We start from the raw sequence: 26,358 nt of genomic DNA, 5'->3' as shown, positions 1-26,358 counted from the left end.
GGTGACGGCTGCGCCTTAAAGCGCGTCTTCGTTTGTTTCGCCTGTGCGCACGCGGACCGCTTGAGCCACGTCGAGTACAAAAATCTTGCCGTCGCCGATCTTGTCGGTTTTGGCGGTTTTCTGGATGGTATCGACCACCTGGTCGGCCATGGCCGCAGAAACAGCAATTTCAAGCTTCACTTTCGGCACAAAATTCACCGCATACTCAGCACCACGGTAGATCTCGGTGTGGCCGGATTGCGAGCCGAAGCCTTTGATTTCTGTAACCATCATGCCCCGAACACCAATCGCGGTGAGTGCCTCACGCACCTCTTCGAGCTTGAACGGCTTGATTGCAGCAATAATCAGTTTCACGTCGTTCCCCTTCGTTTCACAGACGATGGGCAACGGCCCGATGTCTGCACTTACACGAAGCCACAAAGCGCGTAGAAAACGGGCAATTCAAGAAATTGGCTCTTAAGGAAGGGGGGGCATGCCCGCAAAACTGCTCAAAAATTATACAAATTGGGCGACTTGATTAAAAAGTAAGCACACAAAAAAGGCGAATCGACGCCGAGTTGCCTCTCTACATTCAGAGCGCACAGGAGTATTGTGGCGGAAATCAGCGCCAAAAGAGTGTGAAATGAGCAGTTCAGGACGCAAGCGGCCAAATCTCGTGGCCGAGAAACGCTACACCAAGAAAAAGGCTCCAGCGAAAAAAGCTGCGGCCAAGAAAACGGCGCGCAAAACCAGCAAGCCACAAAAGCGCCGCTCTCCCCGCAAGACGGTCAAGCGCAACCCAGTTAGCCGCCTCTTCCGTTGGATGGTGCGTGCATTCTGGGGCATCACGTGGCGTGTGAGCGTTGTGTTTGGCATCATGCTTGCCATCGGAATTCTATACTTCGTGTCCACGATGCCGGATATGGAGCAGATGGTAGACGGGCGGACTCGCGGCTCCGTGACGATCCTTGACCGTGACGAAAAGGTCTTTGCATGGCGCGGCGATCAGTTTGGCGGCATGATCACCGCACAAACCGTTTCTCCGCACCTCAAGAATGCTGTGGTTGCGACAGAGGATAAACGATTCTACCGGCACTTCGGGTTGTCGCCGCGCGGCATTGTCGGCGCGATGCGGATCAACCTCTCTGAGGGTCGCAGCGCGCTATCGGGCCACGGCGGCTCGACCATCACCCAGCAAACTGCGAAACTGCTTTGCCTTGGTGTACCACATGACCCCAAGCAGATGACCGAGCGCGAATATGAGGCCGATTGCCGGCAGGGCTCGATTTGGCGCAAAGCTAAAGAAGCTGTCTATGCGATGGCGCTCGAGACCAAATTTACCAAAGACGAAATCCTGACAATTTACTTGAACCGTGCGTTTCTTGGCGCGGGTGCGCGTGGTTTTGAAGCGGCGAGCCAGCGCTACTTCGGCATTTCCGCCAATCAGGTTTCGCCAGCGCAAGCCGCAATGCTTGCCGGTTTGCTCGTGGCTCCATCTCGATATGCTCCAACGAACAATCTGAAGCGTAGTCAGGATCGCTCTCTTACCGTGATCAAGCTGATGGAAGAGCAAGGCTACCTCACCAGCGCAGAGGCCGCGAATGCCCGCGCCAATCCGGCGGTTCTATCGAAGGCAGCCAACGCTCATGCAGGCGGTTATTTCGCTGATTGGGTCATGTCGACGGCTCCAAGCTTCCTCACCCGTGAGACAACCGAGGATGTAATCATCCAGTCAACGCTTGATCAACGCATCCAGCGCGCCGCAGAGGAAGCAATTGACTACATATTCACCAACAAGGTCCGCGAGGGTTCCAAGGCGCAAACCGCTGTTGTTGTGATGTCGTCTGACGGTGCTGTGCGCGCCATGGTCGGCGGACGCGAAACCCGCGTAACGGGTGCGTTTAACCGCGCAACGCAGGCCTACCGTCAAACCGGTTCGGCGTTCAAACCGTTCGTTTACGCAACCGCTCTGGACCTAGGCTATAACTATAATGATTACGTCCGCGACGAACCGCTCACAATCAATATCCCTGGATCCGGCCCATGGTCGCCAGACAATTACGATCACAAATACCGTGGTATGGTTACCTTAACCGAAGCACTCAAGAACTCGCTCAACATTCCTGCGGTTAAGGTGTCTGAAGCCGTTGGCCGCGAAAATGTTCGGACGGTTGCTGGTATGTTTGGTATCCAAAGCGATCTCGCTGCAGGCCCTGCCCTCGCTCTTGGCGCTTCCGAAAGCACGCTCCTTGAGATGACCGGCGCCTATGCCGGCATCCTAAACGGCGGCCAGAGCGTGACTCCTTACGGCATGATTGAATTGCGCCTTCAGGGCGATGATACACCGATGTTCGGTCAGGAAGGTGGTATGGGCGAGCGCGTGATTTCGCGCAACGCCGCCGAGCAGTTGACCTATATGATGCATCAAGTTGTCGAATCCGGAACAGGCCGCCGCGCCAAGCTCAGCGGATATCAAGCCGCAGGTAAGACCGGCACATCACAATCCGCGCGCGACGCATGGTTTATCGGTTTCACTGCGGATTATGTAACGGGTGTGTGGATGGGGTATGACGACAATACCCCGCTCACAGGCGTAACGGGCTCCGGCCTTCCAGCAGAGATTTGGCACGAGACAATGATACGCGTCATGGACGGATTGCCAGCAACTCCGTTGCCCATGATTAACGGACAACCAGCCGCGCCTTATGTTGGCAACGACAGCCCATCGCGCAACAACCAGCGCCAAAAAAGCAGCAATCCAATCGAAAACCTGCTCATTCAGCTTTTTGGTGGGGGTGGTTAATTAACCCGCTTTCTTCAGGTCCGAGATCATTTGGTCAATATTGCCGCGCCGTTTATCCAGCATCGCGCCAATTTCTGTCCGCTCGGCCAACAACATGTTCACACCTTCGATGAACAGGTTAAAGAAGCGGGCTTTGCCTGATTTATCCGAAACAAGGAACGTCACATCAAACGGCGCCTCACCACGCAAGTGCGCTGTGGTTTTGACCTCGATGAAACTCTTTACCTGACGCGCGCTGTTTACCTCAATGCGCCCGCCAATAAACTCGCGGAACTGCGAGCCATATTTGCGCGCCATATATCCCTGAAATGCCGACGTAAATTCCTTCAACTGGCTTGCGCTGGCAGAGCGCGCCTCAACCCCAAGAGCATAGCGCGCAATCGTAGGCACATCCGCGTAGGTCGCGAAAATGCGCTCAAAATCCTTGTACATGGCCGCTTCAGACTTGCCCGAGCTGATGGCCCTGTTGATATCCGCTACTGCGCGATCAACAAGTTGCTTTGCCTCACCTGCGCTTTGAGCAAGCAGCGGAAGTGGCGTTGCCGCGGCAAGCGCACCCGCGGCGATTGTGCCTATAAACTGGCGTCGGTTCGTAAGGTCTCGCATTATTGTATCTCCTCGGAGTTACAAGAGTTTTGGTCAGTCGACGCCTCTGGTTCTGCATAAGGGTCGGCATAGGGATCGGCGTAAGGATCAGCATATGGGTCGGCATAAGGATCAGCAACGCCACCCTCATCACAATCAGGCGACTCAAACGCAACTTCCTGCCCCAAATTAAAGCGACGGTTTTGAAGGTAGATTTGCCGCGCCTGCGCATAGCTGTCCGCACTGCCATAGAGCACGGCATCGATTGTGGTCGCGTATTTCTGACGTTCATCAAGTTTTTCGCCCACAATGCCGATGACCCCAAGAGCGGCATAGCTGCCACCGCTAATGTACCAAATGGGGTTCGTTGCCAAATCAACAACGCTTCCTACAGTATCACGCTCGGTGGAAGGTCCGATCAGCGGCGTTTCCATATACGCCCCCTCGCCCACACCCCAGACGGCCAATGTATCGCCAAATCCGGTCGTGTCTTCGTAGATTTCCATATCTCCGGCAATATCGATCAGTCCGGCAATTCCCAAAGTCGAATTGACGAGCAACCGCGCAGTATTTTGACCCGCACCTTTGATATCCGCCTGAAGAAGGTTGTTCACGATCATTGGCGCGAGGCTAAGGTTGCGTGAAAAATTCGTCACACCATCGCGGATCGGTGCTGGCCACTCGCCATAATCTTGGGCAATTGGTTCAACATACTTTTGATCTGCACGTTTTGCCGCTTCGTGCCGCGCACGGTTCTCAGTTTCATACGGATCATAAATCTCGCCAGTCTTTTCGGGACTCGCGCATGCAGACAGCAGCAACGCGCCACTCAACAGAGCAATGGCGCGAGTTGGAATTGGTTTCAGACAGAACTTTGAGGTCACGAAAAAATCTCAACGAATAATTTGTACTTTTGGCTCACATAATAACTACGGGCCCAGAATTCAGCGCCCATGAGTAAGCATTTGTGTAGTGTATCATGTCGGATACAGCGCGCACGTTAATAATGAGCGACCTGAAATTTGAGCGTATCCAAGCACACTCCGAAATCGCGCCTTTGCACGTTGAAATCCATTCTCGTGAACCGCCGCGCGATCATTGCGCTGATCATCTTCGGAAGCTTCACAAACCTGCTGGCTTTAACCGGCCCGTTTTTCATGCTTTTCGTCTATGATCGCGTCTTATCGAGCGGATCAATTCGATCGCTTGTAATCGTCTCAATTTTCGCGCTCGTTTTGTTCTGCTGTATGGGGGTGCTCGACTTCGTGCGTGCTCGAATTTTGAGTAACGAGGGTGACAGGATTTACAAAGCCCTGCGCCGAAAAGCGTTTGAGGCGACCATTCTGGCCCACGGCAAAAAGCTTAAGGGGCAACCTGCTCAACACGCGATATTCGAATTGGAAACGCTAAGGTCATTCATCGCATCCGGAACCCTTGGCGCACTTTTCGACGCGCCGTGGTCTCTGATGTTCCTGATCGCGCTCTACGTGCTGCACCCATGGTTTGCCGTTGCTGCTGCATTCGGTGGCATCATCCTACTAACCGTCGCCTTCCTTCATCAATCTCACACACGCCAGAGTCTCGAAAACTCCGCACGCTCGAAGCAAAAATCTGATCACATTTTGGAACATTTCGTCAGAGGAGCTCGAACGCTTTGCTCGCTCAATATGGGGCGAGCTTGCTATAAGAGTTGGGCTGAGCAAGAGGATGAAGCGAGTTCAGAGTCGAGCAGAAGCAAGGCTTCAACACAGGCCTTCAAATCAACAACCTTCTCTCTGCGGCAGATTCTTCAATCCGGTATGATTGCGCTTGGCGCTGTATTAGTTCTTGCCGAGGAAATTTCCGCCGGAGCGATGGTTGCCGGTTCAATACTCATCGCCCGCTTTCTCGCACCTCTTGAATCCGTAATATCGGGCTGGAATTACGCAGTTTCAGCACGGAACAGTTTGAGCAATCTCTCGCATATGCCAGTTGGCCCGAAGATGTTGCCAAAGATTGCCGACCTCAAAGATGCCATCAAAATAGAAAACGTCACTGTTTTAGGAGATGCTTGCACGGCAGCCCGACTGAATGGTATCTCGTTTCAACTAAAAAGAGGCAGTACCCTTGGCATTATTGGGCCAAACGGGTCTGGAAAATCTACTCTCATTGAACTTTTGACGGGATCAATCGAACCAGACAGCGGTCGAATATTGAACTACGCGCCAAATCAAAATTTCGCAGAACCGTCAGCCGCGATCGGATATCTGCCACAACTGATCACTTTATTTCCGGGAACCATCGCCGAGAACATATCAAGATTTGAAAAAGAGCCTGAGCAAACAAAAATCGAGCATGCAGCAAAGGTTGCAGGTATTCACAATCATATCCTGAGCCTGCCCTTCAAATACGAAACCAATATTAAGCCTGATCACGCCACACTTTCTAGAGGCGAACTTCAGCGCGTTGCTTTCGCAAGATCTATCTATGGCAATCCTGAAATCGTACTGCTCGATGAACCAGACGCTGGCTTAGACCATCTTGGAATAGACGCTCTAAACGCTTCAATTCGCGCACTTAAAGCCGAAGGAAAAACCGTCGTGATTGCAACGCAAAGACCATCTGCCGTTCATGAATGCGACCATATTATCCAGCTCAGCAAAGGAAACATCATCGCCTCAGGGCCGAGAGAAATCGTTCTGCGGAGCCTGCTAAAGCAAAAACCTAGCGGACACCAAGAGCCAATGGTGGCTCAATGAAGCACGCACTTTTTGACCAAGTTCGTGCCGAACCAACAGTGCCAAAACGGCGAATTCGATTTGCGCACTTGGGAGTATGCGCCTCTCTGGTCGCTGTGATTGCTGCCGCTGCCTGGGTCAATTTCGCATTGAATAATTCTCATCTCAAAACCGTGGGCTATATCGAAACGGCGAGCGTCGACCACACCATTCAAAGCCCCCACACGACAATCATCTCTCAGGTATTTGTGCGAGAGGGAGAGGAGGTTAAGCGCGGGCAGCTTCTCGCTCAACTCGCTGCGCCAGACCTGCATCTTCAAGCAAAGTTGAACAAAATCGAACTCGAGGAGGTCACGTCTACACTTTCCTTATTGGAGTCTCTTTCTGGCACCCAATCAAGCTCTCCTCACATTACTTTGGCAGCGAGAATGCGAGAGGAACGACGGTTGAAGGCTCGCCAGCACGATATTCAAGTTGAGCAAATAATCTCTGAAAAGGAGTCGATTCAGAAACAACTACAGGCGATCTCTGCCCAACAAGAGCATCTTGAGTATGAGCTATCTGCCCAAAAACAACTCGAAGAGCGCGGGCTTGCGAGGCAGACCCGAACGCAAGCACTTAAGCGCGAATACGCGCGACTTTCTGGCGAGTTGGCTAAACTCAACGGACTGTTATTGGCCAATATGAACGGGCTGCGATTAACCAAAGCTTCATACGAGTTGGCCATTCTCAAACGCGAATTTGATATTGAAACGCAAATTCAAGCGTTGCGTTTTCAACGGTCGTCGCTGGTAGCAAAGTCAGAAGATCTGTCACGTCAGATCGATCAGCTTTCTTTACGTGCCCCTGCATCCGGTATCGCTCATAGTATTAATACAAAAGGGTCGGAAGAACTTGTTGCCATGGGCGAACACATACTCTCGATCGCTTCCGAAATTGACGCACGCTTTGTAACGACATTGGTGCCACCATTAGATGCCCAATCGCTGTCGATTGGGCAGGTTGCGACACTGCTGCTTCCAGCAAACCTTACAACAGGGTCTGCCCGCATTCAGGCGGAGATCACGTATATTTCGCCAAGGCCAATTTCTCTTGAAAACGGTGCTACAGTTTACAAAGTCAAACTCTCCCCAAAGATATCAGATAAGGAGAGATTGGCTGTGGGTCTTCAAAACTTGCTAACTTCATTGCCGATAACTGTAAGTTTTGATGAGGCGCCGTCTGGCAATAGTTGGCAGCCTTTTCAGCGGTTCTGGCCCTAGGATTACCTGCACCCGCCGAATTCACTTTCGCCTCAAACTCATCTTCGCTACCGTTGCGCGAGTCAAATTCAGGAGAGAAGAATGAGCACGAATTTTGAAGCAAATCTGGAGAAACTTGGCGTCACGCTTCCTGACGCGCCGGCACCTGCGGCAAACTACGTTCCATTCGTGAAAACCGACAATACCCTTTATGTATCCGGTCAAGTCTCAATGAAAGATGGCAGCTTCATTACCGGAAAACTTGGCAAAGAGCTTTCCGTTGAAGAGGGCGCAGAAGCGGCCAAAACTTGCGCGATTGGGCTTCTGGCTCAAGTTAAAGCTGCCTGCGGCGGCGATTTGAGCAAGCTTGTACGCGTTATAAAGCTTACAGGATTTGTAAACTCAACGCCCGAATTTGGGGAACAACCAGCAGTAATCAACGGCGCTTCTGATTTCCTTGTCGAAGCACTTGGCGACGCAGGCCGCCATTCTCGTTCCGCGGTTTCGGCTGCATCGCTTCCATTTGGCGTTGCTGTCGAAATCGAAGGGATATTCGAAGTCGAATGAACCCGAATAGTCCGACTGTCCCTCAACTATCGGTCGATTTTCTGAAACGGCCGATAGCGCACCGCGGGCTTCATGATAAACGCGCGGGAATACCCGAGAACAGTCTTGCCGCGTTTCAGGCAGCAATAGATCGCGGCTACGGAATTGAGCTCGACCTTCAAGTCACCGGCGACGAGAGGGCTGTTGTTTTCCACGACTATCGCCTTGGCCGACTAACCCCAGAGCGCGGGCGCGTAAGAGACTTGTCTTTAGAAAGGCTTGCGAGCATATCCCTTAAAGGCAATGAAGCGCAAAAAATCCCCAGCCTGAAACAAGTCTTCGATCAGGTAAACGGCCGTGTTCCTATTCTCATCGAAATTAAGGATCAGGATGGCAAAATGGGCAAGAACATCGGCGCAATCGAGCGGGACATTGCAACCGACATTGCAGCCTACTCTGGCCATGTGGCCGTCATGTCATTCAACCCTCACTCGATCTTGGCTATGAAAGAACTCGCCCCAAATGTTCCACGCGGGCTTACAACCTATGCTTGGAATGATTCCGATGCGGATGGGATAAGCGCCGCTGACCTTCGATCACTCTATGAAATAGAGATGTTTGAAAAAGCGGGATGCAGCTTTATCAGCCATTCCGTAAAAGATCTGGACAACCCGCATGTTTCGGCTCTCAAAAAACGCGGCGTGCCCGTTCTTTGCTGGACTGTTAAGTCCGCAAAATCCGATATCCGCGCACGTCGCGTTGCCGATAATGTTACGTTCGAAGGCTATCTTCCCGCTTGACCCTATTGCATAAAATGCGACGCTGCGCCGGAAGAAAGGGTTAAGATGAGCGCTTCGTTTGAGATACGGGTTCACACAAGTTTCGAGAATATCGACCCAAGTGAATGGGACAGTTGCGCTGGATCTACTTCTTGCGAAAGTGAGAGAGCCGTAGATCCATTCACCACCTACCGCTTCCTAAAAGCGCTCGAAGAAAGCGGATCAATCGGCCCCGGCACAGGCTGGCAAGCGGAGTATTTGACCGTTCACAAAGGCGACGAAATGATTGCCGCCGCTCCCGTCTATGGCAAATCCCACAGTCAAGGCGAGTACATTTTCGATTTCAATTGGGCGCATGCATACGAAAACGCCGGAGGTCGATATTATCCTAAGCTTCAGGTCGCGGTGCCATTCACACCCGTTACCGGACGGCGTCTGCTAACCAAGCCAGAGCATGAACAGGTTGGGCGCGCGGCACTTATTCAAGGTCTGGTGCAGCTTGTACAAGAAAACAAAATATCTTCCGCACATATCACTTTCTGCGCCGAAGACGAGGCGACAGAGGGCGAGAAAATCGGGCTTCTCAAACGTAAAAGCCAACAGTTCCACTGGAAGAACAGTAGCTACCAGAGTTTTGACGATTTCCTCGACGGCCTCTCTTCCCGCAAACGCAAAAACATTCGCAAAGAACGCAAGCAAGCCCAAAGCTTTGGTGGCGAGATTGTTCAACTGACCGGTGACCAAATCCAACCGGAGCATTGGGATGCATTCTGGAGGTTTTACCAAGACACCGGTGCGCGGAAGTGGGGAACTCCCTACCTGACGCGGTCATTCTTCGATCTGGCCCATGAAAGAATGCGCGATGATATCTTGCTTGTTCTTGCCATTCGTGAAGGCCAAGCCATTGCAGGAGCTCTAAATTTTATTGGAGCAGACGCCTTATTCGGCAGGTACTGGGGCTGCACTGAGCATTACCCGGCTCTGCACTTCGAGCTCTGTTACTATCAAGCGATTGACTACGCTATCGCGCATGGGCTCTCGACAGTCGAGGCTGGAGCGCAGGGAGAGCATAAACTTGCAAGAGGGTATCTCCCCGTTGAAACGCACTCGCTTCACTATATCGCAGATCCGGGTTTCAGAGATGCTGTTGCAAAGTTTCTTGATGCAGAAGCACAAGCCATAGGCGAAGAGATCGAAATTCTGACCGCCTATGGCCCATTCAAAAATTCAGGCGAGACCGATTAAATCGCCGCTAGGAAGCTGTTGCCTGTCGACAGGTCACATTGGCCAGCTTCGTCAACCTGCAATGCAGTTACAACACCATCTTCTACAAGCATTGCGTAGCGGTTTGAACGCTTAACAAATCCAAGCTCTGGTACGTCAAAATCCATACCGATTGCGCTTGTGAATTTGCTTTCGGGGTCTGGCAACATCGTGATCCCAGCGTCCTTAGCGCCAGTTTGATCTGCCCAAACATCCATTACGAATACGTCATTGACCGCGACGCAAATGATTTCATCCACACCTTTGGCCGCGAATTCGTCTTTGGCTTCAATAAAGCTTGGCAAATGTTTGGTGGAGCATGTGCCTGTAAACGCACCAGGAAGGCCAAAAATAACAACCTTACGGCCTTGTAGTTTGTCTTTTAGATCGACTGAATCTGGTGCTCCATCCTTCAAAATTGGGAAAGTTTCTACTGGGATTTTTGTCCCGACTTCGAGTTTCATTTCGCGTCTCCAACTGTATTTGCAACTCACAGTTCTCACCTATACTCTGCAGCTTGAATTTCAATGCAAAAGGGTATGAACAATGGCGCATTTTGTTGTGATCGGAGCAGGGCAAGCTGGAGCATCATTGGTAGCCGAATTGCGAAATTCCGGATTTGAAGGCGAGATCACTTTGATCGGTGAAGAGCCTGTTCCTCCGTATCAAAGGCCACCGCTCTCCAAGGGATACATGTTGGGCGAGTTGAGCCAAGAGCGCCTTTTCTTGCGCCCCGAGTCTTTCTATCACGATCAGAATATTCGCCTTGTGTTGGGCGAAAGCGTGAGCGCAATTGATCCACAATCCAAGATCGTCACCGTCGGCGACGAGGCGATAAGCTATGACAAACTCGCCATAACCACAGGCGCCACACCGCGCCAACTTCCGCCGTCGATCGGAGGGAACCTTCAGAACGTATTTACGGTTCGCAGCCTCGCAGACGCCGACGCGATGTCAGAATTTTTTCAACCCGGCAAACGCCTTTTGATCGTCGGTGGTGGCTACATCGGGTTAGAAGCCGCAGCTGTGGCGCGCAAAAAAGGCGTAGACGTTACGCTCGTTGAAATGGCCGATCGCATTCTTGGGCGCGTAGCAGCCCCCGAAACAGCCGATTATTTCCGCGCGCTTCACACCGATCACGGCGTCGAAATACGAGAAGGCCTTGGCCTCAAAGCACTTCTTGGCGACGATGTCGTATCAGGCGCGGAATTCAGCGATGGAACACGCCAAGAATTCGATTTCATCATTGTCGGTATCGGAATTGAGCCGAATACGGCAATCGCCGCATTGGCGGGGCTAGAGATTGAGAACGGTATTAAAACCGACAGTTTCGGACAAACGAGTGACCCGTTGATTTGGGCCGCCGGAGACTGCGCATCATTTCCTCATTTGGGCGGACGTATTCGCCTTGAGAGTGTGCCGAACGCAATTGACCAAGCCGAGACGGTTGCTCGGAATATGCTGGGCGAAAACGAGCAATATGTTCCAAAAGTCTGGTTTTGGAGCGATCAATACGACATTAAGCTGCAAATCGCGGGCCTCAATGTTGGATATGATCAAGTGGTCGTGCGCCCAGGCAGCACTCCAAACGCCGTAAGCCACTGGTATTTATGTGGAAACAAGCTCCTTGCTGTCGATGCGATGAACGAACCTAGAGCCTATATGATCGGCAAACGGCTCATCGAAGCTGGAAAGTCAGCGCCCGTTGAAACCATTCAAAACCCGGACAGCAATCTAAAGGCATTGCTGAAATGAGGATCATTGCGGGGGCAAATAGAGGCCTGAAACTTGTCGATATCGGCGGTGGCGACATTGAGGCTCGGCTGCGCCCAACCTCGGATCGGGTAAGGGAAAGTCTGTTTAACGTGCTTAATGGTGGTGCATTCGGGCGTCCGATTGAAAATGCAAACGTCTTGGATCTTTTTGCAGGCACCGGTGCTCTGGGGCTTGAAGCGCTAAGTCGTGGCGCGCGCTTCGCCAGTTTTGTCGACAATGGTCGAGTCTCTCAGAAACTCCTTCGCGAAAATATTCGTCTGGCCCGACGGCAGGATCAAACGCGTGTGCTTAAGTGTGAGGCGAGTTCCCTGCCCGAAGCTCAAGAGCCCTGTTCGCTCGTTTTTCTTGATCCGCCTTATGGCCAAGACTTGGGTGTCGCGGCTCTTAGCTCTGCCGCCGCTAATGGATGGCTTGCAGAAGATGCGCTCATCGTTTGGGAAGAAAGCGGCCCTGTGCTTGCGCCAAACGGGTTTCAGCGGATCGACACGCGGAAATACGGAGGAACGCACATCACGTTCCTTCGCTACGGAGCCTAGCTGCGTAATCGGGCCGAGAAAGATCGGCCCGATGTACATGCGCTACTTAATGGGTGCAGCTGTTCCCTCGGTCACTTGAACCGCGGCCCGCGCATCTGAAATCAGTGCCGCGCCATCCAGTCCCTTGCCTGTGACTTCTTCGATCCACTCATTGATCACTTCGTCGCCCAGCGCCTTAATCTTGTTGGTTTCGTCTTCACTTAATTGCGCGATGTCGTTGCCAGCTTCTGCCATCAATTCGCGCCCTTCAAGATCACCCGTGTCGTGCGCGCGGCCTGCAAGAGCAGCGGCAGCGAAACCGGAGTTCGCATCAATAACGGCTTTCAAGTCATCAGGAAGCCCAGCGTAAACATCTTTGTTCATCGCCCAGATGAAATAGAGATTATAAAGCGACTTGGAACCATAAACATCCGTGTGGCTGTCTGTGAGCTCATCAAGCTTAAGAGAAGGCGACATTTCCCAAGTGATTACGCCGCCATCGACCACACCTTTGGACAAGGCTTCCGGAAAAGCGGGAACCGCCATGCCAATCGGCTCGGCGCCAAGTTTTTTCAACAAAAGAGTAGCTGCGCGTGATGGGCCACGAAGCTTAACACCCGAAAAATCTTCGATCGTTGAAATTGGCGCGCCTTTTTTATGCACAATCCCCGGACCGTGCATATGCGCGGTAATCAAATGGACATCCGCAAAATCATCCATCAGGTGCTTTTGAGTGAAAATCCAAGCGGCTTTACTCGCCTCTTCACCGTTTTTTGGGACCATGAACGGCATCTCCATGGCTTCCGCTTCTGGAAAACGCCCTGGCTGATAACCAGGGATAACCCAACCACCATCAACCACGCCGTCTTTAATCAGATCGTACTGACTCGGTGCTTTGCCACCGAGTTGCATGAACGGGTAGAGTTCGACTTTGATCCGACCGCCGGAATCGCGCTCGATTTTGTCAGCCCATGGCTGCATGAAATAGGTTGGGTTTGCTGACTTTGGTGACACAAAGTGCTGAAAACGCAGGGTAACTTCCTGCGCTGCAGCGCTTGAAAGCGACAGAGCAGAAACCGCAAAGGCGAAGGTGGCCGACTTCAATATTCTGATCATCGCGCGGCGTCCTTTTCTAACTTGGATGTAATATCAACCCGTGTTTAACACCAAGACCACCAATTGCAAATCATTCGCAACTGGAACAAATGGTCAAAAATTAAGTGCTACGGTACTGACTACTCAGCCCAAGTTGGATGGAAACGACCACTTGGCGAAAGCGTGAAAATCTCCACGCCGTCAGCAGTTACGCCAACCGAGTGTTCAAACTGGGCAGACAGTGATTTATCGCGTGTTACGGCGGTCCAGTCATCCGCAAGCACTTTGGTTTCCGGCCTTCCGAGATTGATCATCGGCTCGATCGTAAAGAACATGCCTTCCTCGAGAACCGCGCCCGTTCCTGGCTTGCCGTAGTGCAAAACGTTGGGCGGCGCGTGGAAAACGCGCCCGAGGCCATGCCCACAAAAGTCGCGGACAACCGACATTCGATGCCCTTCGGCATACCGCTGAATTGCTGCACCGATATCGCCAAATGTATTGCCCGGCTTCACAGCGTCGATTCCAGCCATCAACGCATCATGCGTGACCTGAATTAGGCGCTCGGCTTTCTTGGACCTTTTGCCCGCGACATACATCCGGCTTGTATCGCCGAACCAGCCATCAACGATAACCGTGACGTCAATGTTGAGAATATCGCCATCTTTGATGACCTTCTCGCCAGGGATGCCGTGGCACACAACGTGGTTCACCGAGATACAACTTGCGTGTTTATAGCCCTTGTACCCAATCGTAGCGGATTTCGCTCCTGCCTGATCAATGCGATCAGTGATCAGCTCATCAAGCGCACCTGTTGTAACGCCCGGAACAACATGTTCGGCGATCTCATCGAGGATTTCCGCAGCCAATCGGCCAGCCTTATGCATGCCCGCAAAATCTGCGTCCTCGTAAATCCGAATTCCATCTTTTGTCAGGCGACCGCGTGTCTCGTCCAAACCGGTTCTCCGTTCATAATTCTGCCTCTAAATAAGCGAGGCGCGCAAAAAGGGCCAGAGGTATGACCCGCAATTCTTTATCCTACGGGCAACTCGTGCCCAAGCGTAATACAATCTGGTGTGATATTGGCACGATAGGCCATCATTTCAACGCCACGCGCACGAGCGTGTTCGAAGGCGTTTGCATAGGTCGGATCAATATCACGCGCGACATTTACGCTTTTCGCCAAGGTGTCTTGAACAAGAAATAGCATGACCGCCCGATCTCCGTTCTCGACCATACTGCTTAATTCGGCAAGGTGCTTCGCCCCGCGCGCGGTCACACTATCGGGAAATTCAACGAAACCTGGCTTACGGCACAGGGTGGCCGACTTGACCTCTAAATAACAACGTTGCTCTTGTGTTGAGAGTAGGAAATCAACGCGCGATCCCTCGCCGTACTTAACTTCAGGTTTAACCGTTTCATAATGTGACAGCGCCTCAATTTTCTTGTCGTTGAGGGCTTCGGCAACAATGCGATTGGCGCGACCGGTATCGATTCCTGTAAAATGATTGGGCGCGTGCTCTACCAAACGCCAACCGAATTTAAGCTTCTTTTTCGGATCTTCATTTGGTTCGACCCAGATGCGCGCGCCCTCTTGGGCAAGCCCCATCATCGAGCCTGGATTTGGGCAATGCGCAACAACCTCTTGGCCATCTTCAAGTCGGATATCTGCGAGAAATCGTTTATATCGTCGGATGAGCGTTGCAGGTACAAGGGGGCTGTCAAATTTCATAGCGCAGACCTATACAATGCACGTATCTCGATCAAGGAGCAGAAGATGGCAAACCCGACCGCTGCGATGCTGGTAATTGGCGACGAAATCCTGTCTGGACGCACACGAGACGCCAATATGCACTTTCTAGCTGGTGCGCTTACCAAACATGGCATCGATCTGCGTGAAGTTCGGATTGTGAGCGATGACAGAGGCAGCATTGTATCCGCCGTCAAATCCCTCTCCCAAAGCTATGATCACCTGTTTACATCAGGCGGCATCGGCCCGACCCATGATGATATTACTGCTGACTGTATAGCCGAAGCATTCGGCCAAAGCATCGACATTCGCGAAGATGCCTACGCACTACTTGCGGCGCATTACGAGCGCACCAACAAGGAGTTTAACGCTGCGCGGCAACGCATGGCGCGCATACCGGAACACGCTACTTTGATCGACAATCCGGTCTCTGTTGCGCCTGGATTTACCGTTCAGAATACCCATGTGATGGCTGGGGTGCCGAGCGTCTTTCAAGCAATGGTCGAGGCGGTATTGCCGCAACTTTCGGCTGGCGCGCCGCTGCATAGTAAATCCTTGCGTATTGAGCGGGGCGAGGGCGATATCGCCGGCCCCTTGGGCAAACTCGCCGCTCGGTTTCCGAAGCTTTCAATTGGCTCTTACCCGTTTCAGGAGAACGGGCTCTACGGCGCCAATATCGTTCTGCGCGGGGAAAATTCCGATATGCTCTCAGAGGGTTTCGCTGAACTTGAACGGCTGTTTGCAGATTCATGAGCAAGGCGTATTTCGACACGATTGACGCCACATGGCCGCCGCTAAACATTATCGAGCGCGGCGGCTTTCTGCTTCGTGACGGAGGCGGCAGCGATAGCAAGCGCGTATGTTGCGCAACTCTGAACACATCGCTTTCCGCTGCGGATATCCAAGAAGCCGAGACAGGAATGCTTGCCCTGAACCAAACGCCGCTCTTCATGATCCGCGAGGAGGATAACGAACTCGACGCCAAGCTGAACGAACGAGACTACGATATTGTCGATCCGGTACACATTCTTTCGGCGCCTGTTTCGACGCTTATCCGTGAGCTTGAGCCGCTCGCATGCTTCGAGGTATTTCCACCACTCGCCATCATGGAGGAGATTTGGGCAGAAGGTGGCATTACCGAAGGACGGCTCAACGTTATGCACCGCGCACAAACTGCCAAAACAACGCTCCTTGGGCGTGCAAAAGGCAGGGCTGCGGGGGCTGCTTTTGTCGGATTGCACGGAAAAATCGCTATGTTACACGCACTTGAGGTGTCTTCACGCGCTCGTCGGCAAGGAGTTGCCGTCAATATGATGTATGCTGCTGCCAACTGGTCGCAAGATCATGGGGCAGAACAACTTTCTGTTGTTGTTACGCACGCAAATACTGCTGCAAATAAACTATACACTTTCCTGAATATGAAACCTGTGGGACACTATCACTATAGGATTAAACAAAAAAACAGCAGGATCGATTGAGCACAGCCCTAGAATCTCCAACTGCGTTGAACCTACCTCCGGTGGATCCGCTTCCAGCGGAGACCCAAAGGTATTTTGAAATCTGCACAGAGAAACTTGGCTTTGTACCGAACGTATTAAAGGCCCATGCCTTTAGCATCGAGAAGCTCAACGCATTTACCGGCCTTTACAACGAACTCATGCTGGCTGATAGCAATCTGAGCAAGCTTGAGCGTGAGATGATCGCCGTTGTTGTGTCTGCCCAGAACCGTTGCTTTTATTGCCTTGTTGCGCATGGTCAAGCAGTCCGCGCACTGTCGGGTGATCCCACTCTTGGTGAAATACTTGTCATGAACTATAAAGTGGCACCACTCACAGATAAACAAAGGCACATGCTCGATTTTTCCGTGAAATTGACGAAATCCAGTTCGGACATAGAAGAGGCAGACCGCGAGTTACTTCGTGGCGCTGGATTCTCTGATGCCGATATCTGGGACATTGTGAATGTCGCCGCGTTTTTCAACATGACAAATTGCGTCGCCTCCGGCACGCAGATGCAACCAAACCCCGAGTATCACGGCCAGAACAGATGAAAAGCGCCAAGCATATCGTTGCAGGTGTGCTTGCCTGCCTGCCTATGGCGTCGACGGCCATGGACCTGAAGCTGCCGAATGGTGCTCAACTGGTTGCTGAAGCGCTTGAAAATTCTAGCAGCTATCGCCTTCCAACTGGCGGCTGGACTGGTGAAGATGTTGCTTCTGTTTCTGCGGAAGGGCGCGTCGAGAAACAAGCTTGGAAGATAAGCTCTTCGCGCGTCACGACGCTGGGACTTCTCGATATGATGCGCGATCAACTTGTCGAAAACGGGTATACGCGCCTTTATGAATGCGAAACCGCAGCATGCGGTGGATTTGATTTCCGGTTCTCGGTTGATATTTTCCCCGAACCCATAATGCATGTCGATCTTGGCGATTTCCGCTATTTTGCTGCCCAAAAAGAAACAGAAGACGGGCCTCAATATGCAAGTCTTGTCGTGAGCAAATCGGCAAGCGCTGGATACGTTCAAATCGTTCAGGCCGGAGGCGATCCTTCACTTGGCTTACCACTTACAACAGCCACAAAAGGCGCAAGACCGACTGAAACCATTGCCAAAGGAAGCCTTTCCGAAAGCCTTGAGAACAAAGGGCATTTTGTATTGGACGATCTTGTTTTCGCAACGGGTTCATCTGCACTTGCGGAGGGTGATTTCGCAACTCTTGCGGCCCTCGCTGACTACCTCAAGGCAAATCCAGAGCGGAACGTTGCGCTTGTGGGGCATACAGATTCCGAAGGTTCGCTAACCGACAATATCGCGCTTTCAAAGAAACGGGCGCGTTCTGTTGCTACGCTGCTGGTCAACAAATATGACGTGCCAGAGGCGCAATTGTCTGCAGAGGGCATGGGATTTCTCGCACCGCGCGCGAGCAATTTGACCAATGAGGGACGCGCGCAAAACCGTCGGGTAGAGGTTATCATGACCTCTACAAACGGCTAAGCGGCCAATCACTTGGATCAGCATCTCTAATTAAGTTGCGATGGGGATTACCAGGCGTCTGGGCCTTTTTCTGCGAACGAGTTCACAAGAAAATCAATAAATGCGCGCACCTTGGGCTGGGTAAAGCGGCCTGGCGGATAGACGGCGTAGATCCCTTGTTTTTCAACAGGAAGATCAGGCATCGCCTCTTCGATCAAGCCGTCATTCAGCGCATTCGCATAGAGATAGCTTGGCAAATACGCGATACCAAGGCCGGAAACAGCAGCATTCAACAATGATTGCCCGTCATTCACAGAAAGCCAGCCAGATGTGCGAACCTGTCGTTTTTCGCCGGATGGCGCAGTGATTTTCCAAACTGCGCCGTTCGACTGGTTCGTGTAGTGAAGAAGTTTGTGATCGTTCAGGTCGTCAATCTTTGCGGGGCGACCAAACTCTTCGAAATACTTCGGCGAAGCCACCATACGTTTGGTTGTTTCTGTAAGTTTGCGAGCGCGAAGTGTGCTGTCTTCCAGCTCACCAATTCGGATCGCCATATCAAAACCTTCGCTAATCAATTCGACATAGCGATTGTTCAGAACCATGTTGACGGTAATTTCTGGAAAATCGGACAAAAACTCGCCAAGAACGGGCGAAAGATGGTTAACGCCGAAGTCCGTTGCGACTGAAATGCGCAGCAATCCCGATGGGGCCGATTGCATGGATGTGACGAGCGCATCCGCTTCGCCAGCGTCGTTCAAAACACGACGAGCACGATCATAGTACGCAAGGCCAATCTCAGTCGGGCTGACACGACGGGTAGTCCGGTTCAACAGACGGGCGCCGAGGCGCGCTTCGAGCGATGAAACATGTTTGGAAACAGCAGACTTAGAAATCCCCATTTTCTTAGCCGCGTCCGTGAAGCCGCCCTGATCCACAACTGTGGCAAAGGCTTCCATCTCTGTTAAACGGTCCATTTGTTACCCTTACATCAACGTCGTGCCAGAAATATATGGCCGTCAATTTGGGCGGAATTGTGCTGATAGACTGACAATATGGCGGTTTTTGTGGAACCGTTTCCAAAACAACGGCCACAAATGCGGAGGCGCGCATCCACCGCGGCTCCGCTAATAAATCATTAATTTCAAATAATAAAACAGCCTATAGGGTAGCCGCCAGCCTTACGCCTTGGTCAATCGCGCGCTTTGCGTCAAGCTCTGCGGCGACATCCGCGCCACCAATCACATGAGGCACTTTGCCGAGCGCTTCCAACTCGTCGGCGAGGCTCCGTTCAGAGACCTGCCCAGCGCACATCACAACGGTATCGCAAGGAATAAGCTGTGGGCGTTCACGCGCCTCTCCAAAGCTAATTTGAATACCCTCCGGCGAGATTGATTCATAGTTAACGCCGCCGATCATCTTAACGTCTTTCATCTGCAACGCTGCGCGATGGATCCAGCCTGTGGTCTTACCAAGACGTTTGCCCAGCTTTTCGGCTTTGCGCTGCAACAGAACAACATTCCGCGCGGGAGCATCCGGTTGTGGGCCCTCTTTGGCAAGGCCACCACGGGTTAGCTCAGGATCTCCAACACCCCATTCACGTTTCCACTGCTCAAGATCGAGTTCGTGATCTGTGTTGTCATGAACAAGATACTCCGCGACATCGAACCCAATGCCTCCTGCCCCAATAATTGCAACGTTCTTGCCAACCTCTGCACCATTCTTCAGGACATCAATGTAAGACAATACATGCGGGAGATCTTGCCCCGGAATTTGTGGATCGCGTGGCGTGACACCTGTTGCGATGACGACCTCATCAAATGTAGCGAGCTCGGTTGCGGATGCCGCTTCGCCGAGCTTTACGGTGATCTCAGACTTTGCGATCATGGTTTTGTACCAATCCACCAAGCCGAAAAACTCTTCCTTGCCAGGAACCTGTTTCGCGATATTGAGTTGACCGCCAAGCTCTTCAGATTTTTCAAACAGACACACATCATGACCGCGCTCAAACAGAGCAAGAGCCGATGCCAAGCCCGCCGGACCCGCGCCAACAACCGCGACAGATTTCCTGACGGCTGCTGGTGAGATTTCAAGTTCGGTTTCGTGACAGGCACGAGGATTCACAAGGCAGCTCGTAAGCTTGCCCGAAAAGGTATGGTCAAGACAGGCCTGATTGCAGGCAATACACGGCGCGATTTCGTCGGCCGCGCCGTCACGCGCCTTATTTACAAAATCCGCGTCCGCCAAGAACGGGCGCGCCATCGAAACCATATTTGCCTCGCCCGCTTCCAATATTCCTTCCGCAACATCCGGCGTGTTGATGCGATTTGACGTGATAACCGGAATGGAAACCTGCCCCATCAGCTTTTTGGTCACCCAGCTAAAGGCCGCGCGTGGGACAGAGGTTGCGATCGTCGGAATACGCGCCTCGTGCCACCCGATTCCGGTATTGATAATTGTTGCGCCTGCGTCTTCGACTGCTTTGGCAAGCATCACCACTTCATCAAACGTACTGCCGTTTGGAATGAGGTCTATCATCGACAAGCGATAGATCAGGATAAAATCCGCCCCAACAGCCTCGCGCACGCGCCGCACAACCTCCACAGGAAGACGCATACGGTTCTCGTAAGAGCCGCCCCATTCGTCCGTCCGCTTGTTGGTATGCGTAACAAGGAACTGGTTCAGGAAGTATCCCTCTGAGCCCATGATTTCGACGCCATCATACCCCGCCTCTTTTGCGCGGGCGGCGGCCGTAACGATATCGGAAATCTGTTTCTCAATGCCCTCTGCATCAAGTTCCTTGGGTGGGAAAGGTGAAATAGGAGACTTCACTGCACTCGGCGCCACGCAGTCAGGCGAATAGGCATATCGGCCTGCATGCAGGATTTGCATCGCGATCTTGCCGCCTTCGGTATGGACGCGATCCGTAACAACACGATGATTTTCAATGTCCTGCGGTGTGAACAAGCCCGCAGCGCCGGGGAATACACCACCTTCTTTGTTCGGTGCCATGCCGCCAGTAACGATCAGCGCAACTCCGCCTTTGGCCCGATCACCATAGAACCTAGCCACGCGGTTCCAGTCATTTGTTTCCTCAAGTCCGGTATGCATTGATCCCATGAGTACACGGTTTTTCAATGTGGTGAATCCCAGATCGAGTGGGGACAAAAGATTTGGATATTGGCTCATGGCTGGTCCTCCTGAAGCCGCGAGTTTACGCTTACGTTCGCGACTGTCATCAGAAACGCCGCGTCAGTTTTGGTGGAAAACCAAATGATCGTGGTGCTTAATTCGCAGTTTCCGCGCAATGCCGACGGAAGGCACGTTTCAGCATATCAAGCTCATCGCGCAGAAGATCGACCTCTGCTCGAATATCCTCTGCCAGAGCTTCGCCAGTGATGACACTAAAGCTGTTCAGCGTTTCACCGCTCTTTGCATCCAAAATAACAAAGGTGTGCACGCCCTCCGCTAGCAATTCCGCCGGGATCGGAACCTTAACTGTCCAGGAGTTTGCATCATCCGGAACATCTTCTTGCATCACACCTTCGATCTCTTGATCAAGATGCTTCACAGACACCAATGGAATGCCGTCGTAGCCATCATCGCGGGTCAAACGCCCTTCCCAGACACCTTCGATAATCCGTGTTTTCTCTAATGTCAGCTTACTCACATCGGCTCCTAAATCTGCGTGCGTGGCCGGCGGCTAAAGGTCAGGTCTCGCAATTCGATGCGATTGAACTCTGGTTCCTCGAAGATCAGATCGACCCACATCCGCTCCACACGTTTTTCGTTTAGATCGGTATAAGAAAGATCAAACTCAACCATGACCTCAGAGTCGTAAAGGGGCAGTTCGCGGACGATTTGCTCGGTATTCGGGCCATGCATCACATTAAGCCGCGCAGTAATTACGATAGGGCGTTCAAGCTCAACGATCGTGTCCAAGCAGATAAGATGGCTCTGCTTCAGCCCTCCAACCGCCTCCACAGGGAGATCTACAACAAGGCTCAAGAAGCTGCCCTCAAAGGCGAACACATCGAGCTGAATTCCAAAAGGGGCGAGGTCCGTACTTTGCCGATTACGAACCTGCCGTACTGCAATCTCTGATCTACTGCTGTCGTGAAAAATGGTGGCTTCGCTGCCTATCGAATCCTTGTTGTGAAGCGGCGCCTTCCCCGCAGGTACAAGCGGTAATTTCCACAGAGCAGGCCGCCACGCCCAATCAGAATACAAACGTGAATGGATTGCATCAGAGCCAATGCGCGGCATCCGAAGCCGCTGTTCTGCGGTGTGGTTCAGTTTGTCGATACGCGCCCGCAGTTGGCTGCCGCGCTTCTTGAGTTTGCGGAGCTTTGACAATCGCATCGTTTCAGCGTTGCGCGCCCAGCGAGTCCAATAGGACAGCTCCCTGCGAAAGAACAACTCCGCGAAAAAGTCTCTGAGCCTGTTCTGCATTGGTTTCTGAACGACCTCTGATCTAGAACGATTTGCGCCACCTGCTTTGTTCTAAGTAAAGCAGGTGGCGCAAAAGGAACAGTTAAGAAATCCGGAACGCGGCACCTACGCCACCTTCCGGCAGTCTTATGTCTTAGAGATCGAAGTATTGGTGCTTTTCAGCATTGCCGCCCGGATGGGTCACGGCGCCAAGACGGGTCGAGCCAACGAGTTGCGCGTATTTCCAGAGTGCACCCGATGCATAGATCGTTGGTTTCGGGCCAACCCATTCGGATTTACGCTTGGCCATCTCTTCGTCCGAAACATCAACCGAAATTTCGCCTGTGATCGCGTTGAGCGTGATCATGTCACCGTCTTTAACGAGTGCAATCGGTCCGCCATGTGCGGCTTCTGGGCCAACGTGACCGACGCAGAAACCACGTGTCGCGCCAGAGAAGCGGCCGTCCGTGATAAGCGCAACCTTCTTGCCCATCCCCTGACCGGAGAGCGCAGCGGTAGTGGCGAGCATTTCGCGCATGCCAGGACCGCCAGCGGGGCCTTCGTTGCGGATAACGATCACTTCGCCTTCTTTGTAGTCGCGCGCTTTTACAGCAGCAAAGGCATCCTCTTCGCACTCAAACACATGCGCAGGCCCAGTGAAGACTTGCTGATCTTCAGCCATGCCCGCAACTTTAACAATCGCACCTTCTGGCGCGAGGTTGCCCATAAGGCCAACAACGCCACCAGTTTTCGAAAGCGGCTTCTCGACAGGATAGATCACCTTGCCGTCGGCTTCGCCTTCGATCTGGTCAAGCTCTTCGCCAAGTGTCTTGCCCGATGCAGTCATGCAGTCTTCATGGATAAGGCCTGCTTTGCGCAGTTCTTTCATTACAACAGGGACGCCGCCTACTTCATATAGGTCTTTGGCAACGTAGTTCCCGCCGGGCTTCAGATCGACGAAATACGGCGTGTCGCGGAAAATGTCGCAGACATCCTGAAGGCTAAATTCGATACCGGCTTCATGGGCAATTGCAGGCAAGTGAAGGCCGGCGTTTGTCGAGCCACCAGTACAAGCCACAACGCGCGCCGCGTTTTCAAGGCTCTTGCGAGTCACAACATCACGGGCGCGGATGTTTTTTGCGATGAGGTTCATCACAGCTTCGCCAGAAGCAGAAGCATGCTGGTCACGGCTCTCATAGGGCGCTGGCGCACCAGAGGAGTTCATCAGCGCAAGGCCGATCGCCTCGGACACACAGGCCATGGTGTTCGCTGTAAACTGGCCACCGCAAGCGCCCGCGGATGGGCATGCCACTTTTTCGAGCGTCTCAAGGTCAACGTTGGACATAACGCCAGCCTGCTGTTTGCCCACGGCCTCGAACACGTCCTGAACAGTGACGTCATTGCCATCAAGCCGACCCGGAAGGATCGAACCGCCATAAAGGAAAACAGACGGCACATTCAGGCGCACCATCGCCATCATCATACCGGGCAGGGATTTATCGCAACCCGCGAGGCCAACAACCGCGTCATAGCAGTGGCCGCGCATCGTCAGCTCAACCGTATCAGCAATTGCTTCGCGGCTGGCGAGGCTGCTGCGCATACCTTCGTGGCCCATGGCAATACCGTCTGTCACGGTGATCGTTGTGAACTCGCGCGGCGTACCACCGCCAGCTTTTACCCCAAGCTTGACCGACTGCGCCTGACGGTTGAGCGCGATGTTACAAGGTGCGGCTTCGTTCCAGCATGTCGCCACGCCAACCCACGGCTGGTGAATCTCTGTCTCGTCCAGACCCATCGCATAGAAATAGGACCGGTGTGGCGCGCGGGATGGCCCTTCCGTCACATGGCGGCTTGGTAATTTTGTTTTGTCAAACTTGCTGGCGGTCATGTCTAGCTTCCTTTTCTTGGTCGCCAATGGGAATATTCGTTCACCGCCTTTTTAACAAGCCGCGATTGCACATTTCAGATGCGGCAGATAGCGTATCGGCAAAAATAGATTTGAGTGTTGATGTCATACGCCCCCCTAAACGGATTTATTGCGCCCGCAAAACCAACAAGCGAGCTATGGCGAACGGTCGTTGGATTCGTCGCGGCTTATGGTCTGGCGATTTTTCTGTCATCGCTGATTGCACCATCCATCGAGGGGCCGGTGATTTGCGAACGTGGCGATGAAACCTTTGAGTGCTACAGCACCGCTCAGACGCTGACCATTCTCTATGCTTTCGGCTTCATTGCAATTGGCGTGGTGATCGCCACACGTTTTATTCATGGTCGCGCGCCGTTAACGCTGCTGGGTGATCTCACCCAATTGCGTCGTGATTTCTGGATCGCAACGAAAGCGCTACTTTGGCTGACAATCGCGCTGGCCGTTATTCCCTCCGGCCCACCTGTGGAGGATGCAACCGCACGTTTTGTACCAAATGTGCCGTTTTCGCTTTGGCTTCTGCTACTGCCTGTCTCGCTTTGCGCCGTGCTCGTACAGACAAGTGCTGAGGAAATCCTGTTTCGTGGGTATCTGACACAACAGCTTGCGGCACGGCTTTCATCACCGATGGTCTGGATGGGGTTACCCGCAATCGTCTTTGCCGTTGGTCACTACAGCCCAAGTATTTACGGAGAGAGCGCTTGGATGGTTGCGCTTTGGGCTGGTGTATTTGCGCTGGTGGCAACCGATCTAACGGCCCGAACCGGCAATCTCGGCGCGGCAATGGCGTTTCATTTTATTAACAACGTCAAAGGCATTCTTCTTGTTTCCTTGCCAAATGAAACAGGCGGGCTCTCGCTCTTCACCATTCTTGCCGAGCCGACCGAAATTGAAATGACGGGTATGCAGCTTGCCGTCGAGCTTGGATTTTTGGGAGTCAGCTGGCTTGCAATCCGCGTTGGGCTTCGACGTTGATTGCAATTCATGCTACCATTGATTATTTGAAGGCAAACGCAATGCATCGCGCCCCAACTTGCAGGACAAGCTCAGGATGAACTGGATTTCGAACTACGTTCGCCCCACAATTAACTCATTGTTTTCCCGACGCGAAGTTCCGGAAAACTTGTGGAAGAAGTGCCCCGAATGCGGCACCATGCTGTTCCACCGCGAGTTGGCCGATAATCTGAATGTTTGCTCGTCATGTGATCATCACATGCACATCACGCCGCGCGACCGGTTTGCCGATCTATTCGACGGTGGCATCTTCACCGAAGTCAGCGTCCCCGACGTGATTCATGATCCCCTGCACTTCAAGGATCAGAAAAAGTATCCTGAGCGCCTCAAAGCCGCGCAGAAGAAAACCGGCGAGAAAGACGCGATGCTGGTGGCACAGGGCGAGATGAACCGCACACCGATCGTTGCGGCCTGTCAGGACTTCTCATTTATGGGCGGCTCTATGGGCATGTACGTCGGCAACGCGATCATTGCCGCGGCAGAAACCGCCGTGAAACTCAAACGCCCCCTTATCCTGTTCTCCGCTGCTGGCGGGGCCCGAATGCAGGAAGGTATCCTATCCCTGATGCAAATGCCGCGCACCACTGTTGCGGTTGAGATGCTTAAGGAAGAAGGACTGCCGTTCATCGTTGTTTTGACGCACCCGACAACCGGCGGCGTTACAGCATCCTATGCGATGCTTGGAGATATCCACATCGGTGAGCCAAATGCCCTTATCGGCTTTGCTGGTACGCGTGTGATCGAACAAACCATCCGCGAGAAACTCCCCGAAGGCTTCCAACGGTCTGAGTATCTCCTCGACCACGGTATGCTCGACCGCGTGACACACCGCAAAAACCTCAAAGCAGAACTAACGTCGATTACGCGCGCGCTCACGGGGCTTCCTCCTGCGGTAGCGGGCGATTTGCCGAAACCTTCTAAAGCTAAGTCCGAAGCGCCGAAGGCAGAAGAAAAGTGAACCAAAAATCTTCGGACG

General features: G+C 52.7%; 26 protein-coding genes. 14 read left to right on the top strand and 12 right to left on the bottom strand.

What is annotated here, in order from left to right; translation table 11 throughout:
• Window positions 1-15: 15 nt before the first annotated feature.
• The gene (locus tag OU789_RS00540; RefSeq protein WP_263954860.1) at window positions 16-354 is read right to left on the bottom strand and encodes a P-II family nitrogen regulator; all 339 of its coding nucleotides are present in this window, start codon (window positions 352-354) and stop codon (window positions 16-18) included.
• 268 nt (window positions 355-622) lie between these two features.
• On the opposite strand from OU789_RS00540, the gene OU789_RS00535 reads away from it, so the two are divergent.
• Window positions 623-2,782 (top strand): transglycosylase domain-containing protein, encoded by a 2,160-nt coding sequence (locus tag OU789_RS00535; RefSeq protein WP_274652384.1) that lies wholly within the window; start codon window positions 623-625, stop codon window positions 2,780-2,782.
• Here OU789_RS00535 and OU789_RS00530 read toward each other — a convergent pair whose 3' ends face one another.
• Together OU789_RS00530 and OU789_RS00525 are read right to left on the bottom strand one after the other, a co-directional pair.
• Entirely contained in the window at window positions 2,783-3,391 is a 609-nt protein-coding gene (locus OU789_RS00530) for an MlaC/ttg2D family ABC transporter substrate-binding protein (RefSeq protein ID WP_446719161.1), read from the bottom strand.
• A complete protein-coding gene (locus OU789_RS00525; RefSeq protein ID WP_274652380.1) occupies window positions 3,388-4,251 on the bottom strand; it encodes an MlaA family lipoprotein in 864 nt (287 codons plus the stop codon). The genes OU789_RS00530 and OU789_RS00525 overlap by 4 nt, the downstream gene beginning before the upstream one ends.
• A gap of 195 nt (window positions 4,252-4,446) precedes the next feature.
• Here OU789_RS00525 and OU789_RS00520 point away from each other — a divergent pair, with 195 nt between their 5' ends.
• The 5 genes from OU789_RS00520 to OU789_RS00500 all read left to right on the top strand — a co-directional run bounded on the left by OU789_RS00520 (window position 4,447) and on the right by OU789_RS00500 (window position 9,895).
• Window positions 4,447-6,105 (top strand): type I secretion system permease/ATPase, encoded by a 1,659-nt coding sequence (locus tag OU789_RS00520; RefSeq protein WP_274652378.1) that lies wholly within the window; start codon window positions 4,447-4,449, stop codon window positions 6,103-6,105.
• Window positions 6,102-7,346 carry an HlyD family efflux transporter periplasmic adaptor subunit gene (locus OU789_RS00515; RefSeq protein WP_274652376.1) on the top strand — a complete coding sequence of 415 codons (1,245 nt, stop codon included), beginning with the start codon at window positions 6,102-6,104 and terminating at the stop codon, window positions 7,344-7,346. Before OU789_RS00520 ends, OU789_RS00515 begins: the two co-directional genes overlap by 4 nt.
• Window positions 7,347-7,427: 81 nt before the next feature.
• Window positions 7,428-7,892: a RidA family protein gene (locus OU789_RS00510; protein ID WP_274652374.1), complete on the top strand. Its 465-nt coding sequence runs from the start codon at window positions 7,428-7,430 to the stop codon at window positions 7,890-7,892.
• Window positions 7,889-8,671 carry a glycerophosphodiester phosphodiesterase family protein gene (locus OU789_RS00505; RefSeq protein WP_274652372.1) on the top strand — a complete coding sequence of 261 codons (783 nt, stop codon included), beginning with the start codon at window positions 7,889-7,891 and terminating at the stop codon, window positions 8,669-8,671. Before OU789_RS00510 ends, OU789_RS00505 begins: the two co-directional genes overlap by 4 nt.
• Window positions 8,672-8,716: 45 nt before the next feature.
• Window positions 8,717-9,895 (top strand): GNAT family N-acetyltransferase, encoded by a 1,179-nt coding sequence (locus tag OU789_RS00500; RefSeq protein WP_274652370.1) that lies wholly within the window; start codon window positions 8,717-8,719, stop codon window positions 9,893-9,895.
• Here the strand turns inward: OU789_RS00500 and OU789_RS00495 are convergent.
• The gene (locus tag OU789_RS00495; protein ID WP_274652368.1) at window positions 9,892-10,377 is read right to left on the bottom strand and encodes a peroxiredoxin; all 486 of its coding nucleotides are present in this window, start codon (window positions 10,375-10,377) and stop codon (window positions 9,892-9,894) included. The genes OU789_RS00500 and OU789_RS00495 overlap by 4 nt on opposite strands.
• Before the next feature lie 82 nt (window positions 10,378-10,459).
• Between OU789_RS00495 and OU789_RS00490 the strand changes: the two genes are divergently transcribed.
• Both OU789_RS00490 and rsmD read left to right on the top strand, forming a co-directional pair.
• Entirely contained in the window at window positions 10,460-11,668 is a 1,209-nt protein-coding gene (locus OU789_RS00490; protein WP_274652366.1) for an NAD(P)/FAD-dependent oxidoreductase, read from the top strand.
• Window positions 11,665-12,225 carry a 16S rRNA (guanine(966)-N(2))-methyltransferase RsmD gene (gene rsmD, locus OU789_RS00485; protein WP_274652364.1) on the top strand — a complete coding sequence of 187 codons (561 nt, stop codon included), beginning with the start codon at window positions 11,665-11,667 and terminating at the stop codon, window positions 12,223-12,225. Before OU789_RS00490 ends, rsmD begins: the two co-directional genes overlap by 4 nt.
• A gap of 42 nt (window positions 12,226-12,267) precedes the next feature.
• Here rsmD and OU789_RS00480 read toward each other — a convergent pair whose 3' ends face one another.
• The 3 genes from OU789_RS00480 to sfsA all read right to left on the bottom strand — a co-directional run bounded on the left by OU789_RS00480 (window position 12,268) and on the right by sfsA (window position 15,028).
• Entirely contained in the window at window positions 12,268-13,320 is a 1,053-nt protein-coding gene (locus tag OU789_RS00480) for a TRAP transporter substrate-binding protein (RefSeq protein ID WP_263954845.1), read from the bottom strand.
• A 119-nt stretch (window positions 13,321-13,439) separates the two neighbouring features.
• A complete protein-coding gene (gene map / locus OU789_RS00475; RefSeq protein ID WP_274652362.1) occupies window positions 13,440-14,252 on the bottom strand; it encodes a type I methionyl aminopeptidase in 813 nt (270 codons plus the stop codon).
• 77 nt (window positions 14,253-14,329) lie between these two features.
• Window positions 14,330-15,028 carry a DNA/RNA nuclease SfsA gene (gene sfsA, locus OU789_RS00470; protein ID WP_274652360.1) on the bottom strand — a complete coding sequence of 233 codons (699 nt, stop codon included), beginning with the start codon at window positions 15,026-15,028 and terminating at the stop codon, window positions 14,330-14,332.
• 45 nt (window positions 15,029-15,073) lie between these two features.
• On the opposite strand from sfsA, the gene OU789_RS00465 reads away from it, so the two are divergent.
• From OU789_RS00465 to OU789_RS00450, 4 genes are read left to right on the top strand one after another with little or no spacing between them, the layout of a single operon-like run.
• A complete protein-coding gene (locus OU789_RS00465) occupies window positions 15,074-15,799 on the top strand; it encodes a competence/damage-inducible protein A (protein ID WP_274652358.1) in 726 nt (241 codons plus the stop codon).
• Window positions 15,796-16,524, top strand: coding sequence for a GNAT family N-acetyltransferase (locus OU789_RS00460; protein ID WP_274652356.1), 729 nt, complete (start codon window positions 15,796-15,798; stop codon window positions 16,522-16,524). The genes OU789_RS00465 and OU789_RS00460 overlap by 4 nt, the downstream gene beginning before the upstream one ends.
• Window positions 16,521-17,096, top strand: coding sequence for a peroxidase-related enzyme (locus OU789_RS00455; RefSeq protein WP_274652354.1), 576 nt, complete (start codon window positions 16,521-16,523; stop codon window positions 17,094-17,096). The genes OU789_RS00460 and OU789_RS00455 overlap by 4 nt, the downstream gene beginning before the upstream one ends.
• Window positions 17,093-18,037: an OmpA family protein gene (locus OU789_RS00450; protein WP_274652352.1), complete on the top strand. Its 945-nt coding sequence runs from the start codon at window positions 17,093-17,095 to the stop codon at window positions 18,035-18,037. Before OU789_RS00455 ends, OU789_RS00450 begins: the two co-directional genes overlap by 4 nt.
• Before the next feature lie 47 nt (window positions 18,038-18,084).
• Here OU789_RS00450 and OU789_RS00445 read toward each other — a convergent pair whose 3' ends face one another.
• The 5 genes from OU789_RS00445 to ilvD all read right to left on the bottom strand — a co-directional run bounded on the left by OU789_RS00445 (window position 18,085) and on the right by ilvD (window position 24,332).
• A complete protein-coding gene (locus tag OU789_RS00445; RefSeq protein WP_263954835.1) occupies window positions 18,085-18,990 on the bottom strand; it encodes a LysR family transcriptional regulator in 906 nt (301 codons plus the stop codon).
• A gap of 184 nt (window positions 18,991-19,174) precedes the next feature.
• A complete protein-coding gene (locus OU789_RS00440; protein WP_274652350.1) occupies window positions 19,175-21,202 on the bottom strand; it encodes an NADPH-dependent 2,4-dienoyl-CoA reductase in 2,028 nt (675 codons plus the stop codon).
• A 97-nt stretch (window positions 21,203-21,299) separates the two neighbouring features.
• The gene (locus OU789_RS00435; protein WP_274652348.1) at window positions 21,300-21,683 is read right to left on the bottom strand and encodes a hypothetical protein; all 384 of its coding nucleotides are present in this window, start codon (window positions 21,681-21,683) and stop codon (window positions 21,300-21,302) included.
• A gap of 8 nt (window positions 21,684-21,691) precedes the next feature.
• On the bottom strand, window positions 21,692-22,465 hold the full coding sequence (locus tag OU789_RS00430; protein WP_274652346.1) for a DUF6478 family protein: 774 nt from the start codon (window positions 22,463-22,465) through the stop codon (window positions 21,692-21,694).
• A gap of 133 nt (window positions 22,466-22,598) precedes the next feature.
• On the bottom strand, window positions 22,599-24,332 hold the full coding sequence (gene ilvD, locus OU789_RS00425; RefSeq protein ID WP_274652344.1) for a dihydroxy-acid dehydratase: 1,734 nt from the start codon (window positions 24,330-24,332) through the stop codon (window positions 22,599-22,601).
• Between the two features lie 120 nt (window positions 24,333-24,452).
• Between ilvD and OU789_RS00420 the strand changes: the two genes are divergently transcribed.
• Together OU789_RS00420 and accD are read left to right on the top strand one after the other, a co-directional pair.
• Window positions 24,453-25,343 (top strand): CPBP family intramembrane glutamic endopeptidase, encoded by an 891-nt coding sequence (locus OU789_RS00420; protein WP_274652342.1) that lies wholly within the window; start codon window positions 24,453-24,455, stop codon window positions 25,341-25,343.
• Window positions 25,344-25,419: 76 nt separating this feature from the next.
• On the top strand, window positions 25,420-26,340 hold the full coding sequence (gene accD / locus OU789_RS00415) for an acetyl-CoA carboxylase, carboxyltransferase subunit beta (protein WP_274652340.1): 921 nt from the start codon (window positions 25,420-25,422) through the stop codon (window positions 26,338-26,340).
• The last annotated feature ends 18 nt before the right edge of the window (window positions 26,341-26,358 follow it).

This window comes from Halocynthiibacter sp. C4 (assembly GCF_028823805.1).
Lineage (GTDB): Bacteria > Pseudomonadota > Alphaproteobacteria > Rhodobacterales > Rhodobacteraceae > Falsihalocynthiibacter > Falsihalocynthiibacter halioticoli.
This window is presented reverse-complemented; position numbering and strand designations above follow the sequence as displayed.

Coding starts and splice junctions, on each gene's coding strand:
- OU789_RS00535 (WP_274652384.1), top strand. CDS start 623: ATGAGCAGTTCAGGACGCAAGCGGCCAAATCTCGTGGCCGAGAAACGC.
- OU789_RS00515 (WP_274652376.1), top strand. CDS start 6,102: ATGAAGCACGCACTTTTTGACCAAGTTCGTGCCGAACCAACAGTGCCA.
- OU789_RS00510 (WP_274652374.1), top strand. CDS start 7,428: ATGAGCACGAATTTTGAAGCAAATCTGGAGAAACTTGGCGTCACGCTT.
- OU789_RS00505 (WP_274652372.1), top strand. CDS start 7,889: ATGAACCCGAATAGTCCGACTGTCCCTCAACTATCGGTCGATTTTCTG.
- OU789_RS00500 (WP_274652370.1), top strand. CDS start 8,717: ATGAGCGCTTCGTTTGAGATACGGGTTCACACAAGTTTCGAGAATATC.
- OU789_RS00495 (WP_274652368.1), bottom strand. CDS start 10,377: ATGAAACTCGAAGTCGGGACAAAAATCCCAGTAGAAACTTTCCCAATT.
- OU789_RS00490 (WP_274652366.1), top strand. CDS start 10,460: ATGGCGCATTTTGTTGTGATCGGAGCAGGGCAAGCTGGAGCATCATTG.
- rsmD (WP_274652364.1), top strand. CDS start 11,665: ATGAGGATCATTGCGGGGGCAAATAGAGGCCTGAAACTTGTCGATATC.
- OU789_RS00480 (WP_263954845.1), bottom strand. CDS start 13,320: ATGATCAGAATATTGAAGTCGGCCACCTTCGCCTTTGCGGTTTCTGCT.
- sfsA (WP_274652360.1), bottom strand. CDS start 15,028: ATGAAATTTGACAGCCCCCTTGTACCTGCAACGCTCATCCGACGATAT.
- OU789_RS00465 (WP_274652358.1), top strand. CDS start 15,074: ATGGCAAACCCGACCGCTGCGATGCTGGTAATTGGCGACGAAATCCTG.
- OU789_RS00460 (WP_274652356.1), top strand. CDS start 15,796: ATGAGCAAGGCGTATTTCGACACGATTGACGCCACATGGCCGCCGCTA.
- OU789_RS00450 (WP_274652352.1), top strand. CDS start 17,093: ATGAAAAGCGCCAAGCATATCGTTGCAGGTGTGCTTGCCTGCCTGCCT.
- OU789_RS00445 (WP_263954835.1), bottom strand. CDS start 18,990: ATGGACCGTTTAACAGAGATGGAAGCCTTTGCCACAGTTGTGGATCAG.
- OU789_RS00440 (WP_274652350.1), bottom strand. CDS start 21,202: ATGAGCCAATATCCAAATCTTTTGTCCCCACTCGATCTGGGATTCACC.
- OU789_RS00430 (WP_274652346.1), bottom strand. CDS start 22,465: ATGCAGAACAGGCTCAGAGACTTTTTCGCGGAGTTGTTCTTTCGCAGG.
- ilvD (WP_274652344.1), bottom strand. CDS start 24,332: ATGACCGCCAGCAAGTTTGACAAAACAAAATTACCAAGCCGCCATGTG.
- OU789_RS00420 (WP_274652342.1), top strand. CDS start 24,453: ATGTCATACGCCCCCCTAAACGGATTTATTGCGCCCGCAAAACCAACA.
- accD (WP_274652340.1), top strand. CDS start 25,420: ATGAACTGGATTTCGAACTACGTTCGCCCCACAATTAACTCATTGTTT.